The 13636-nt window shown below is 71.6% G+C and carries 10 protein-coding genes; 1 reads left to right on the top strand and 9 read right to left on the bottom strand.

Annotation, left to right across the window (positions count from 1 at the left end; all coding sequences use genetic code 11):
* Positions 1-162 precede the first annotated feature (162 nt).
* The 9 genes from ACW14X_RS18795 to ACW14X_RS18755 form a co-directional block, all read right to left on the bottom strand.
* The gene (locus tag ACW14X_RS18795) at positions 163-1374 is read right to left on the bottom strand and encodes an ABC transporter permease (protein WP_457162941.1); all 1212 of its coding nucleotides are present in this window, start codon (positions 1372-1374) and stop codon (positions 163-165) included.
* Positions 1371-2060, bottom strand: a complete 690-nt coding sequence (locus ACW14X_RS18790) for an ABC transporter ATP-binding protein (RefSeq protein WP_160026876.1) — start codon at positions 2058-2060, stop codon at positions 1371-1373. The genes ACW14X_RS18795 and ACW14X_RS18790 overlap by 4 nt, the downstream gene beginning before the upstream one ends.
* A complete protein-coding gene (locus tag ACW14X_RS18785) occupies positions 2053-3219 on the bottom strand; it encodes a peptidoglycan-binding protein (protein WP_160026875.1) in 1167 nt (388 codons plus the stop codon). The genes ACW14X_RS18790 and ACW14X_RS18785 overlap by 8 nt, the downstream gene beginning before the upstream one ends.
* The gene (locus ACW14X_RS18780) at positions 3216-3785 is read right to left on the bottom strand and encodes a hypothetical protein (RefSeq protein ID WP_457162940.1); all 570 of its coding nucleotides are present in this window, start codon (positions 3783-3785) and stop codon (positions 3216-3218) included. Before ACW14X_RS18780 ends, ACW14X_RS18785 begins: the two co-directional genes overlap by 4 nt.
* Positions 3786-3895: 110 nt before the next feature.
* The gene (locus ACW14X_RS18775; protein ID WP_457162939.1) at positions 3896-5311 is read right to left on the bottom strand and encodes an ATP-binding protein; all 1416 of its coding nucleotides are present in this window, start codon (positions 5309-5311) and stop codon (positions 3896-3898) included.
* Complete coding sequence (locus ACW14X_RS18770) at positions 5308-6006, bottom strand: response regulator transcription factor (RefSeq protein ID WP_160026872.1); 699 nt, start codon at positions 6004-6006, stop codon at positions 5308-5310. The genes ACW14X_RS18775 and ACW14X_RS18770 overlap by 4 nt, the downstream gene beginning before the upstream one ends.
* A 72-nt stretch (positions 6007-6078) precedes the next feature.
* Positions 6079-6600, bottom strand: a complete 522-nt coding sequence (locus ACW14X_RS18765; protein ID WP_457162938.1) for a GNAT family N-acetyltransferase — start codon at positions 6598-6600, stop codon at positions 6079-6081.
* A gap of 27 nt (positions 6601-6627) precedes the next feature.
* Positions 6628-7962, bottom strand: a complete 1335-nt coding sequence (locus ACW14X_RS18760) for a M1 family metallopeptidase (protein ID WP_457162937.1) — start codon at positions 7960-7962, stop codon at positions 6628-6630.
* 15 nt (positions 7963-7977) lie between these two features.
* The gene (locus ACW14X_RS18755) at positions 7978-11841 is read right to left on the bottom strand and encodes a Pls/PosA family non-ribosomal peptide synthetase (RefSeq protein WP_457162936.1); all 3864 of its coding nucleotides are present in this window, start codon (positions 11839-11841) and stop codon (positions 7978-7980) included.
* A gap of 178 nt (positions 11842-12019) precedes the next feature.
* On the opposite strand from ACW14X_RS18755, the gene ACW14X_RS18750 reads away from it, so the two are divergent.
* On the top strand, positions 12020-13588 hold the full coding sequence (locus ACW14X_RS18750) for an AMP-binding protein (RefSeq protein ID WP_457162935.1): 1569 nt from the start codon (positions 12020-12022) through the stop codon (positions 13586-13588).
* The last annotated feature ends 48 nt before the right edge of the window (positions 13589-13636 follow it).

Raw genomic sequence — 13636 nt, 5'->3', positions numbered from 1 at the left:
ATGGGTTGCCCGCGACGGACGACGCCACTCCCGGCAGAACCCTTCCCTGCCGCTCGCGACGCCTCAACGTCACCGGTCCGGTTGTTGTCACTCTCATGGTAAGAGTGCCAGCCTCATGTTTAGCACTCGACCCCTGCGAGTGCAAGCGCCGACGGGTGCCGGTCATGCCGCTCGCAACGCCTCTGTCGGCGAGAGCCGCGCGGCTCTCGCGGCCGGGTAGACGCCCGCCAGAATGCCGATGAGGAGCGCCGCAGCCAGGCCGTAGCCGACCGACTCCGGTGGCATCGCGAAGGTGATCGTCTTCCACCGGGCGTACCCGAAGGTGACCACGGCGCCGGCCAGCACCCCCAGTACCCCGCCGGCCAGGGAGAGCAGCACCGCCTCGACCAGGAACTGCGTACGGATGTGGCGTCCGGTGGCACCCAGTGCCCGGCGCAGGCCTATCTCGCGGCGCCGTTCGAGCACCGACATCACCATCACGTTGGCCGTGCCGACCGCGCCGACCAGCAGGGCGACCGCGCCCAGGCCCAGGAAGAGCGAGGTGAAGGCGTCCTCGGCTGCCGCCTTGGCGGCGATCACGTCGGAGGGCCGCGAGACGTCGACGTTCTCGGGCGCCTCGGGATTGACCTGAGCCGCGAGTACGCCGCTGACCGCGTCCACCGCGTCGGGAGCCGTACGCACGTAGAGCAGCGAGGGGTCCAGCTCGTCGTCGAGATAGACCTCCGCGGCGTCGTAGCCGACGAGGGCCGCCCGGTCCAGGTCCGGGGAGAGCGGCAGCGGCTCCATGATGCCGACGACCTGCCAGGCCCGTCCGTCCATCCAGACCGAGACCCCGCTCCCGACCGAGGTGATCCCGAGCCGTTCCGCGGCGACCGATCCCAGCACGACGACCGGGAAGTCGTCGACCGCTGCGTCGAGGAACCGGCCCTCGGCCATCTCTCCCGCGAGGGTGGCGAGGGTGTCGGGGGTGGCGGCCTTCGCCGAGAGTCCGTTCGTGCGGTAGGGGTCGGCCAGCGAGCTGCGCAGCGGAACGGTCGACAGGTCGGTGACCTGGGCGACGTCCTCGACGGGCTCGATGTTGCGCGCCTGGGTGGCTGCGCTCTGGGGCATCGCGGTGTCACCGCCCATCCCGAACCCCTCCCCGGCCTTGGCTTCCAGCAGGTTGGTCCCCAGCGAGTCCAGCTGCTCGAGCAGGTCGGCCTGGGACGAGCGGGAGATGCCGAGCACGGCCACGACGGTCGCCACTCCGATCGCGATGCCGAAGGCGGACAGCAGGCTGCGCAGCTTGCGCGCCCGCAGCGCCCTTCCTCCGGCGCGGGCCTGGTCGGCGATCGAGACCCGGGACGGCTCGACCCGCGTACGCCGGCGGCTCATGCGGCCACCACCTGGGAGTCGTGCGTGATCAGGCCGTCACGGATCTCGACCTGGCGGGCCATCCGGGCGGCGACCTCGTGCTCATGGGTGATCACGACGATCGTGGTGCCGTCGCGGTGAAGCTCGTCGAAGAGGTTGAGCACCTCCTCGCCGGAGTGGCTGTCCAGGTTGCCGGTGGGCTCGTCGGCGAAGACGATGGCCGGCCGGTTGAGCAGCGCCCGCGCGACCGCGACCCGCTGGCGCTCGCCGCCGGAGAGGATCCGCGGGTCGTGGTCGAGCCGATGGCCGAGGCCCACCCGCTCCAGCACCTCGCGGGCCCGGCGGGTGCGCTCGGGGCGGCGTACGCCGCTGTAGAGGAGGCCCTGGGCGACGTTCTCGGTCGCGGAGAGCCCGTCGATGAGGTGGAAGCTCTGGAAGACGAAACCGACACGGTGCGAACGCAGCCCGGCCAGCTCGGCCTCGGAGAGCTCGGTGGTGTCGTACCCGTCGATCACCACCGCCCCGCTGGTGGGACGTTCCAGGGTGCCGACGATGTGCAGCAGGGTCGACTTCCCAGAGCCGGAGGGGCCGACGATGGCGACCTGCTCCCCGGCGCTGACCTGCAGGTTCACGCCATGGAGGACCTCCAGGTCCCCGTAGCTCTTGCGGACGTCGCGCATCTCCAGGACGCTCGTGCGCTCACTCATCGGGCACCGCCACGGTGTCGCCCTCGGCCAGCCCTGCGGTGATCTCGACGTAGCCGTCGGCGTAGAGCCCGACCTCGACGCCGGTGAGCGTCTCGGTGTCTCCGGTGACCTTCTGGACACCGAACCCGCCCTCGGCCAGAGCGACCAGGGCCGTGACCGGCACCGCCAGGGCGTCCTTCTTCGTCTCGCTGGTCAGGTCGACCGACACGGTGGCCAGGCTCATCCCCTCGGCGAGCTTCGGATCATCGAGGGTGAGGGTGATCGGGATGACCGAGGTCGTCTCGCCCTCGTTGCCCGTCGACTGCTCCAAGGCGCCGACCGAGGTGATCTTCGCCTTCGCCTCCTTGCCGCTGGGCAGGGTCACGGTCGCCGCGGCACCGACCTTGGCGAGCGCCTCGGAGTCGGGGTCGAGACCGACCGCGACGACCTGGTCGGTGCTGGCGGCCTGGTAGAGCCCCGCGCCACCGCCCGGTCCGACCTGCTGGCCGAGCGTCGCCTTGTGTGCCCCGATCCGGATCTTTCCCGGGGTGATCACGAAGTCGGCCGGGTCGGCCGTACCGGTCTCCTCCAGGCCGTGGTCGGACTGGAAGTCGTAGAGGGCCGACTGGGTCGACTCCGTGAAGTCCTTGTCGACGGTGCCCGGGTCGTAGCCCATCTCCTTCAGGTTGCGTTCCAGGAGGCGTACGTCCTTGGCGTCCTCGGAGCCCAGGTCGAGCGGCCGCCACATCGGGGTGGCCCCGGTGAGCAGGATGACCGGCACGTCGTCGACGCGGTACGCCACATCGCCCTGTTCCAGGACGCTGCCCTCCTCCGGCAGCTCGGTGAGCGTGCCCTGGGCGGAGCTGACGACGTCGAAGGAGTCGTCGTACTCCAGCGTGCCGCTGACCTGCTCGGTGTCGGCGAGGGTACGCCGCTCCACGGTCGCCGTGCTCGAGGCCGGCGCCTCCTCCGCGGCCCCCTCGGCAGGGGCGAGCAGGCGGGTGTAGCCCGCGAAGCCGGCCACCCCGAGCCCGGCGACCACCAGCAGCGCGGTGGCGCCGACCAGCACCGTCCGGCCCCGGCCGCGGCGACGCGGCGGACGCGACCCGGCAGGCCTCGGTTCCGGCGCCGTCCCCGGGGCGTTGGTCTCGGTGTCGACGTCCTTCTGGGTGGCGCTCACTGGGAACCGCCCTTCCGCATCTCGTCCATGCCGGACTCCTCGGCACACTTCTTCTCCGCGGCCTGCACCTTCGGGTCCTCGGGGTCGATGCCCTCGGGCATCCGCATCATCACGCCACCGCCGCTGAAGTCCGGGTCGGGCACGTTCACGCCGTTCTCCCGCATGCACGCGGCGAACTCGAGCACGCGGTCCTGCATCTCCTGGACCTCCTCGGGATCACGCGGACCTCCGATGCCGCCCTCGGGACGCTTGTCCTCGCACGCCTTCATCGCCTTGTCGCGGACCTCGGGGTCGGGCATCGCACCCTTGCCGCCCTGCCCCTGGATCCGCACGCCGCCGTCCTCGGTGAACTCCGGGTCGGGCATGTCCACGCCGTTCTCCCGCATGCAGGCCGCGAAGTCGAGCCACTGCTGCTCGACGTCCTCGGCGTTCGCCGAGGGGCTCGCCGAGCTGCCGGCGTCCTTGTCGCTGAGGGTGGCCACGCCACCGTCGTCGGCGCCGCCGCCGCACGCAGCCAGCGTGATCGCCGACAACGCGGCACCGATCGCCACGGTCATCCGTCGCATCTCGTCCTCCTGGTCGTCTCATCCGTCCTTCGGATGACGCCGACGCTAGGAGTCCGCTTTGTGAGTCTTCGCTGGGCAACCTGAGAGGTCCGTGAAGAGACTCAGAGAGCTCAGCGACGGCTGGAGAACCGGATGCCGACCTCGCTCCCGCCGCCCTCGCGAGCGCGGAAGAACGGCGTGCCGCCGTGGCGCGCGGCGACCTCCGCGACGATCGCCAGCCCCAGGCCCGAACCGGGCAGCTCGCGGTCGGTCTCGGCGCGCCAGAAGCGCTCGAAGGCGTGCGTCGCCTCGGCGTCCGAGAGGCCCGGGCCGCGGTCGGCGGCGTACACCTCCTCGTCGCGAACCACGACGGAGACCGGCCCGTCGGAGAACTTCAGCGCGTTGTCGAGCAGGTTGACCACCGCTCGCTCGAGGGCCGCCGGGTCGCCGGTGATCCGGTGCGGCTCGAGATCGAGATCGAAACGGCGCGCCGGGTCGCGGCGCTGGACGCGCTCGACGGCTCGCAGCACGACCTCGTCGACCTGGACCGGGCCCGTCGCCGCATCGTCGCCGTTGTCGCCGTTGCCCCGGGCCATGTGGCTCAGTTCGGTGACCAGGTCGGCGAGCTCCTCGACCTGGCCCAGCACGGCCTGCGCCACCCGGCGCCTCTGTTCGGGCGGCAGCGGGCGGCCGCTGTCGTCGAGCCGCATCAGCCACTCGACGTTGGTGCGCAGGCTCGTCACCGGGGTCCGCAGCTCGTGTCCGGCATCGACGACCAGCTGCTGCTGGCGCCGCCGGGATCCGGCCAGCCGGGTCATCATGGCGCGGAAGGCGTTGCTCAGCCTGGCCACCTCGTCGCGGGAGCCCTCGGCGCTGTCGACGTCGAGCGGTACGTCGAGGTCATCGGTGGCGGCGACGTACTCGGCGGCCGTGGTCAGCCGCTCGATCGGGCCCACCAGATAGCGGGCCAGCAGCATGCCGGCGAACGCCGCGAACAGCACCCCGAGCAGGCTGGCCAGGCCGAGCAGCCCGGCGAGGCTCCGCAGGGTCGCGTCGACCTCCTCCAGCGACCGCACCGACTGGGCGGCAAGCCCCGGCTCCACCGCCTTGGTCAGCACCCTGACCCGGGTGCCCTGGTCGGTGGTCGTGTCGCGGACGACCTCGCCGCGACCGGACGCGGCGACCACCAGCTCCTCGGCGTTGGGCTCGACCAGCCGTTCCTTCTTCCCCAGCAGGCAGATCGATCCGTCACCCCTGAGCAGCTGCACCTGCGGCACTGGTGCGTCCTCGGCCTCCAGCTCCGGGGGCAGCGCCGGCGGGTCCTCGCACATCCGCTCGGTCAGGCCCTCGCTGAGCGCCGTGATCCGGGTTCCGTTCGCGTCGATCGAGCCCCGGATGAGCAGCCGGTCGCCGAGCGAGCTGTCGATCTGGCGTAGCAGGGTGGCCCGGGTGGCAGTCCACGCGAACACGCTCGCCAGCACGATCGCCAGAGCCACCACCACCGCCGACAGCAGCGCGATCCGGGCCCGGATCGGCCACTGCCTCACGACGGCTCCTTCAGGACGTAGCCGACACCACGGACGTTGTGGATCAGGCGGGGCCCGCCGCCGGCCTCGGTCTTGCGGCGCAGGCAGCCGACGAAGACGTCGAGAGTGTTGGAGCCGGAGTCGAAGTCCAGCCCCCAGACCTCGCGAAGGATGGTGTCGCGGGAGAGCACGCGGCGCGGGTTCTGGAGGAAGAGCTCGAGCAGGTCGTACTCGGTGCGGGTCAGGTCCACGCGGCGCTCGTCCACGGTGACCTCGCGCAGGGCGGGTTCGGCGACGATGCCGGCGAAGCGGAGCAGCCTGTCCCCGGCCCCGCCCCTACGGCGCAGCAGCGCACGCATCCTGGCCAGCAGCTCCTCGAGGGCGAACGGCTTGACCAGATAGTCGTCGGCGCCGGCATCGAGTCCGGTCACCCGCTCCTCGGTGCCGTCGCGGGCGGTGAGCAGGAGGATCGGTACGTCGAGGTGCCGTGAGCGCACCCGCCGACACACCTCCAGGCCGTCGATGTGGGGCAGCCCGATGTCGAGGATCACCAGGTCGGGTACGTCCTCGGAGAGCCGCCCGAGCGCTTCGCCCCCGTCCGCGGCGGTGGTCACGGCGTACCCCTCGAAGGCGAGGCCGCCCTTCAGGCTCGTACGCACGTCCGGCTCGTCGTCGACGAGCAGCACCCGGACAGGTTCGGCTGAGGTCGTGGTCACGCGATTCAGGATCCCTCGGGATCCTGAGAGGACATGAAAGCCCCAGCTCGGCAGAGCCTGGTCGACGCCGGGTCAGAGAGGCTTCGCGAGCTCGGCGAACTCGAGGTCGTCACGCAGCGGGCGACCGAAGCGCTCGTCGCCGTAGGGGAACGGCTCGAAGCGTCCCGTACGCCCGAACCCGCGCCGCTCGTAGAACGCGATCAGGTCCTCGCGCTGGCGGATCACGGTCATCCGGATCTCCTCCGCGCCCCACTCGCGCGCGATCCGCTCGGCCTCGGCCATGACGGCCTTGCCGACGCCGCCTCCCTGCAGCTGCGGCGAGACGGAGAACATGCCGAAATAGACGTACGCCTCTCGCTTCTGCAGCTGGCAGCAGGCGACCATCTCGCCGGCGCGTTCGGCGACGAGGAGGCGAGACCCCGCAGCGGTGATCACCTCACGTACGCCGTCGGGGTCGGTGCGCTGGCCGGCGAGCAGATCCGCCTCGGTGGTCCAGCCGGCACGGGAGGCGTCGCCGCGGTAGGCCGACTCGATCAGCCCGACCAGGGCTTCGACGTCTACGAGGTTGGCGTCACGGAAGGTCAGCTCGGGCACGAGCCCCAAAATACGACAGAGCGACAATCAGGCGGGCAGGTCGGGCAGCGCCGACCGGCGCAGCCAGGCATCGAAGAGCGCGGTGAGGTCGCGGCCACAGACCTCGGCCGCGAGGGCCTCGAAGTCGGCGGTGGTGACCGATCCCCCGCTGTGCCGGGCCACCCAGGTGCGCAGGATCGTGAAGAAGGCCTCGTCGCCGACGGTGCGCCGCAGCGCGTGCAGGGTGAGCGCGCCGCGCTTGTAGACGCGGTCGTCGAACATGTCCGCGGGACCGGGGTCGGCGAGGACCAGGTCCTGCGCCAGCGCGGACAGCCGGCGGTGGTGGTGGCGCGCGTGCTCGCCGCACGAACGGCCGCCGGAGGCGTCGGACCACAGCCACTCGCTGTAGCAGGCGAAACCCTCGTGCAGCCAGATGTCGCGCCACTCGCGCAGCGTCACCGCGTTGCCGAACCACTGGTGGGCGAGCTCGTGGGCCACGAGGCGTACCTCCGACCACTCGCCGGTGAGGTGGTTGCGCCCGAAGGTCGACAGCGACTGCGACTCGAGCGGGATCTCGAGCTCGTCGTCGGTGACCACGACGGAGTAGGAGGCGAACGGATAGGGCCCGAAGACCGAGGTGAAGTAGGCCATCATCTCCCGCTGGCGCCCGAAGGAGGCCTCGAACCCGGCGGCGGCGTCGACCGGGTACGCTGCCCGGATCGGCACCCGGCCGCCCGGCCCTTCGGCCGGCGCGATGTCGACGACCCGGTAGCGCCCGATCTGCACCGTGGCCAGATAGGTCGCCATCGGCTCGGCCTGCCAGTAGCGCCAGGTCTCCCCGCTGCCGCGGCGTACGCGGGAGGTCAGCTCGCCGTTGGAGACGACCGCATAGCCCGGCGCGGTGGTCACGCTGATCGCGTAGCGGGCCTTGTCGGAGGGGCGGTCGTTGCAGGGGAACCAGGTCGGCGCACCATGCGGCTGACCCGCGACGATGACACCGTCGTCGAGCTCCTCCCAGCCGGCGTCGCCGTGGTGCGAGAGCACCACCGGACGAGGCTTGCCGGAGTATCTGACCGTGACCACGAACTCCTCGCCGGCCGCGATCCGTGAGCGGAGGTTCAGTACCAGGCGGTGGGCGTGGTGGGACCACTTGGCCGGCGGGCGGCCGTCGATCGCGACCTTCTGCACCCGCAGATGAGAGAGGTCGAGGACGACGCGGCTGAGGTCGTCGACGGCGACGGCACGGATCGTCGCCGTGCCCGCGAGCCGGTTGCCGACCAGATCGTAGGTGAGCTCGAGGTCGTAGTGGGTCGCGCTCCACGACAGGTCCCCGTGACCTGAGAGGTAGGGGTCTGCTGTGGGGAGCTTCGGCACGGCGGTCATGTTAGAGGCATCCGTTCAGCCGGCCTGGTCCCAGGGACCGATCGGGTTGCCGATCCACAGGGTCTTGTCCGGGAGGCTCTCTCCGCGCATGACCAGCGAGACCGGGCCGACGACCGCATGCCGGCCGATGGCGGCGGCGGGCAGGATCACCGAGTTGGGCCCGAGGGTGGCGCCGCGCCGGAGGACGACCTCGTCGAGGGCCAGGACGCGGTCGTGGAACAGGTGGGTCTGCACCACCGTGCCGGCGTTGACCGTGGCGCCGTCGCCGACCTCGACGAGGTCGGTCTCGGGGAGCCAATGGGTCTCAATCCACACGCCGCGGCCGATCTTCGCGCCGAGTGCGCGGAACCAGAGGTTGAGCACCGGCGTCCCGGACACGGCGCCGGTGAACCAGGGCGCGGCGAGCACCTCGACGAAGGTGTCGGCCAGCTCGTTGGCCCACACGAACCAGCTCCACAGCGGGTGCGACCCCGCCCGGATCCGGCCCACGAGCAGCCACTTCGCCGCCACCGTGATGCCGGCGGCGACCGCTCCGGCGGCGGCGAGCACCGGCCCGGTGACCAGGATCGCGACGAGGAGATCCGTGGCCTCCCAGATCCTGACGAGCACATAGGCCACCCCGGCGTAGAGCAGCACCGCGAGCGTCTGCGGCACCAGCCGGGCCAGCTCGACGAGTGCCCGTGCGACCTTGAGACGTCCCGGTGGGTCATAGGTACGTCCCGAGTCGGCCTCGCCGACCGCCCGGCGCAGCGGCGCCGGCGGCGAGCCGAGCCAGCTCTCGCCCTTCTGCGCGCGCTTGCGGCGCGGGGCCGCGCTGAGCACGGCGACCAGGGACGCCTTCGGCACCTTGCGGCCGGGCGCCGCCATGCCGGAGTTGCCGACGAAGGCCCGCTTGCCGATCTTCACCCGCTCCACCCGCAACCAGCCGCCGCCGAGCTCGTAGCCGCCGATCAGGGTGTCGTCGGCCAGGAAGCTCTGGTCGTTGACCTGCGTCAGCCCGGGTATCATCAGCACCGTCGAGGCCTCGACGTGCTTGCCGATCTTCGCGCCCAGCGCCCGCAGCCACAGTGGCGTCAGCGTCGAGGAGTAGAGCGGGAACAGCCAGGTGCGGGCCTCGTCGAGCACCTGCATCGTCGACCAGACCGCGACACCGGCCAGGCTGCGTACGGGATGTACGCCGGGGGCGATCGCCAGACCGGCGAGCCGCACCACCGCCCAGATCAGCATCGCCAGGGTGGCGAGTCCGGCAGCCACCGCCACCGGACTCCAGGCCAGCAGCGCCCCGATGTCGGTGTAGGAGGTGGGCACGCCGGCGAGAGCGACGCCGACGAGCACCCCGACGCCGATGGCGACCGCGGGAAGCAGAGCGAGGACGCCGGCCGCGATCCCGTAGAGGAGCATCCAGACCTGGGCGCGAGCCTGGGGCGGCTGCCACGGCCCGCGGGCCTCACGCGCGGCACGAGCCGCCGGCGAACCCGACCAGAACTCGCCCGCCGGCACCACGCCGAAGACCGCCGACCCCGGTCCGACCTCGGCGTCGTCGCCGACCCGGGCGCCGGGCAGCAGCGTCGACCGCGCCCCGACCCGAGCCCGTTCGCCCACCTCGACCTCACCGAGATGGAGGACGTCGCCCTCGATCCAGTGACCGGAGAGGTCGACCTCCTGCTCGATCGAGCAGCCCTTGCCGAGGGTGAGCATGCCGGTGACCGGCGGGAGGCTGTGCAGGTCGACGTTCTTGCCCATCCGCACGCCGAGCAGCCGGGCGTACCAGAGCATCCAGGGTGCCCCGGCGAGACCGTGGGCGCCCAGCTCGTCGACGGCGTGCGTCGCCAACCAGAGCCGGAGATGGACCTTGCCGCCGCGGGGGTGCTCCCCCGGACGTACGCCGCGCAGGATGAGCCGCGCGGCGCCCGCGGCGAGCAGCATCCGGCCCGGCGGGGTCAGGAAGGCGAGCACGGCCGGCACGAGGATCCACCAGCTGAGCGAGGGCAGCCAGGGTGCCCACGGCTGGGCGAGCGTCGTCCCGAGCGCGATCCAGGTCAGCCAGCGCGGCGCCGCGAGGCAGCGCAGCAGGATCGTGGCGACCACCTGAGCGACCTGGGTCTTGAGGCGTACGGCCGGCACCTCGTGCTCGGAGAGCGCGGCAGAGCTGCCCATCTCGTCGATGTAGGTGGCGAGCGCCCCGAGCTTTGGCTGGTCGTAGATGTCGCCGAGCGCGACCTCGGGGAAGCGTTCGCGGATCAGGCTGACCATCTGGGCCGCGGTCAGGCTGCCGCCGCCGAGGTCGAAGAAGTCCGCCGCCGGCCCGGACACCTCGGCGCCCAGGACGTCGTTCCACAGCCCGGCCAGCCAGGCCTCGGTGTCGCTGAGCCCCTCGCCCGAACCCGCTGCCGAGGCGAGCGGCCAGGGCAGTGCGTCGCGGTCGACCTTCCCGCTCGTACGCGTCGGGAGGCTGTCGACCACGGCCAGCCGCGGCACCAGGGCCGCGGGCATGTCGGCCCTGAGCCGGGCGACGGAAGTCGACTGGTCGAAGGTGTCGTCGACGGTGACGTAGCCGACCAGCAGGCTGTTGCCCGCGGCGCTCCTCCGCACGGCTGCCGCGGCCCCGACGACCCCGTCCAGCTGCAGCAGGGCACTGTCGATCTCGCCGAGCTCGATGCGCCGGCCGCCGAGCTTGATCTGGTCGTCGGCGCGCCCGCCGAAGAGCAGACCGGCGGGATCGTTGACGACCAGGTCACCGGACCGGTACGCGCGCTCCCAGCCGAGGGTGGGCATCGGGGCGTACTTCTCGGCGTCCTTGGCCGCGTCGAGGTAGCGCGCCAGGCCGACGCCGCCGATGATCAGCTCGCCGGTCTCGCCCTCGGGGACCGGGAGGCCCGTGGCAGGGTCGACGACGGCGAGGTCCCAGCCGTCGAGCGGGAGGCCGATGCGTACCGGTCCCTCCGCGGTCAGCCGGGCACCGCAGGCCACGACCGTCGCCTCGGTCGGGCCGTAGGTGTTCCACACCTCCCGCTCGGGCGTGACCAGGCGGGCAGCGAGCTCGGGCGGGATCGCCTCGCCGCCGGTGATCAGCAGCCGGACCCGGTCGAGCGAGGACGGCGGCCACAGCGCGACCAGCGTGGGCACCGTCGAGACGATGGTGATCTGGTTGGCGACCAGCCACGGACCGACGTCGACACCGGAGCGCACCAGCGCCCGTGGCGCGGGGACCAGACAGGCGCCGTAGCGCCACGCCAGCCAGATCTCCTCGCAGCTCGCGTCGAAGGCCACCGAGAGGCCCGCCATCACCCGGTCGCCGACCCCGATCGGGGCGTCCTGGAGGAAGAGGCGTGACTCGGCGTCGACGAACGCCGCGGCGTTGCGATGGGTCACCGCGACGCCCTTCGGGGTGCCGGTCGACCCGGAGGTGAAGATCACCCAGGCGTCGTCGTCGGTCGACGGCTCCTCCGGCTCACGCGCCTCTCTGCTTTCACCGACCTCGCCAAGCCCGACCATCGGAATCAGTGTGACCCGCAGGTCGTTGGTCACGACCGCGGCGGCCTGCGCCTCGCCGAAGACCAGCCGGGCCCGCTCCTCGGGGTCGTCGGCGTCGACCGGCACATAGGCGGCACCCGCGCAGAGGATCCCGAGGATCGCGACGTACAGGTCGGTGGTGCCGCTCGCGATCCGCAGCCCGACCTTGTCCCCCGGCCCGATCCCGGCGGCGTTGAGCTCGGCGGCCAGCCCGTCGGCGGCCTCCTCGAGCTCGGCGTACGTTAGCAGCCCGTTGCCCGCGTCGACGGCCGGCTCGTCGGGCACCTGGGCCGCGGTGGCCCGGAAGATGTCGACGAGGGTCCGGGGCTCGGGTGCGAGGTCGCCTCGCAGCAGGGGGTCGGTCACACGCGGAGCCTTCCGGGGTCAGTTGAACGGATGGCGTCCATCATCGTTCTTTCTCGGTGTCGATTCGGGCTTGTCCCACCCGTGATCCCGATGACGTGATCACCGCCGCGTACGTCCTGGAAGGTTTTGAACCTCATTCCCTAGACGAGAACACGTTCTAGTTGTCACACTCGGTGATGTGACCCCGATCACTCTCCCCGACATCCTCGAGGCGATGGCGGACGCCATTCCCGACCGCACCGCCGTGTTCACGATGGAACACGCCTACAGCTTCGCCGAGATCGACGAGCGCGCGACCAGGCTGGCCAACCACCTCCTCGGGCAGGGCATCGAACCCGGCGACCACGTCGCCGTCCACTCCCGCAACCGGATCGAGTGGGTCGACGCCTTCTACGGGTGCATGAAGGCGCGGGCGGTGCCGATCAACATCAACCACAAGTACCTCCACGACGAGCTCGACCACCTCTACCGCAACTCCGACGCGGTCGCGGCGATCATCGGACCGGAGCACGTCGAGGCGGTCGCCGCGCTCGGCCTGGGCATCCCGACGCTGGTCCTGGGCGAGGAGTACGACGCCGCGGTCGCCGCCGCCTCCAAGGAGCGCCCCGATATCGAGCGCAGCGCCGACGACCGCTACGTCATCTACACGGGCGGCACCACCGGGATGCCGAAGGGCGTCGTGTGGCGCCAGGAGGACATCATCCGCGCCGCGATGAACGCGAGCCGGTTCGGAGCGCCCTTCGACACCGTCGAGCAGCTCGCCCAGGAGGCCGCGGCGCAGGAGTCGCCGATGGTGCTGCTGGCCTGCGGCCCGATGATGCACGGCGGCAGCCAGTGGATCATGGGCAACGGCCATGTCGCCGGCTGCACGGTCTCGCTCTACACCGAGCCGACCTGGTCGCCCGAGACGATCCTCGACCTGGTCCAGGCCGCCGGGGTCAACTCGCTCACCTTCCTGGGCGACGCCATGGGCCGCCCGGTCGCCGAGGCGATCCTGCGCGAGCCGGAGCGCTGGGACCTGAGCAGCCTGTTCGCAGTCTCCAACGGCGCCGCCCCGCTCTCCGCGGGGGTCCGCGCCCAGCTCCGGGAGGCACTGCCGGGCCGCTACATCCTCGACTCCTACGGCGCCTCGGAGTCCGGGGCGGCCGGCATGCAGGTCGACGACGGCAACGAGGGCGTCCAGGCCGCGCCGAAGTTCCAGGTCGGGATGGACGTACAGGTCTTCGACACCGACATGGTGCCGTGCGCGCCGGGTGAGACCGGGATGCTCGCGCGCACCGGGTCGATCCCGCTGGGCTACTACAACGACCCGGTGAAGACCGCGGCGACGTTCAAGGAGGTCGACGGGCAGCGCTGGTCGATCCCGGGCGACTTCGCGCGGCGCGAGGAGGACGGCTCGATCACCGTCCTCGGCCGCGGGTCGGGCTGCATCAACACCGGCGGCGAGAAGGTCTTCCCCGAGGAGGTCGAGTCGGTCCTGCTGCGTCATGCCGACGTCTTCGACACCGCGGTCGTCGGCACCCCGCACGAGCGCTGGGGCCAGCAGGTCACCGCTCTCGTGCAGCTCCGCGACGGCGCCGCGACCTCGACCGATGCCCTTCGCGAGCACTGTCGCAGCCTCATCTCCGCCTACAAGGTGCCCAAGGACATCCTGCTCGTGGAGCGAGTCCCCCGCACGCCCGTGAGCAAGGTGGACTATCGTGCCAGCGCTACGGTCGCTGCGGAGCTGCTCGAGGCGCGTACGTGACGGCCGGCTGATCGGACGTACGGTTCGGTGCCGTACGGCCCTACCCCT

Source organism: Nocardioides sp. YJ-D4 (assembly GCF_054031495.1).
Note: the sequence above shows the minus strand (reverse complement) of the source record. Positions and strands in the feature narration are given on the sequence as shown.

Coding starts and splice junctions, on each gene's coding strand:
- ACW14X_RS18795 (WP_457162941.1), bottom strand. CDS start 1,374: ATGAGCCGCCGGCGTACGCGGGTCGAGCCGTCCCGGGTCTCGATCGCC.
- ACW14X_RS18790 (WP_160026876.1), bottom strand. CDS start 2,060: ATGAGTGAGCGCACGAGCGTCCTGGAGATGCGCGACGTCCGCAAGAGC.
- ACW14X_RS18780 (WP_457162940.1), bottom strand. CDS start 3,785: ATGCGACGGATGACCGTGGCGATCGGTGCCGCGTTGTCGGCGATCACG.
- ACW14X_RS18760 (WP_457162937.1), bottom strand. CDS start 7,962: ATGACCGCCGTGCCGAAGCTCCCCACAGCAGACCCCTACCTCTCAGGT.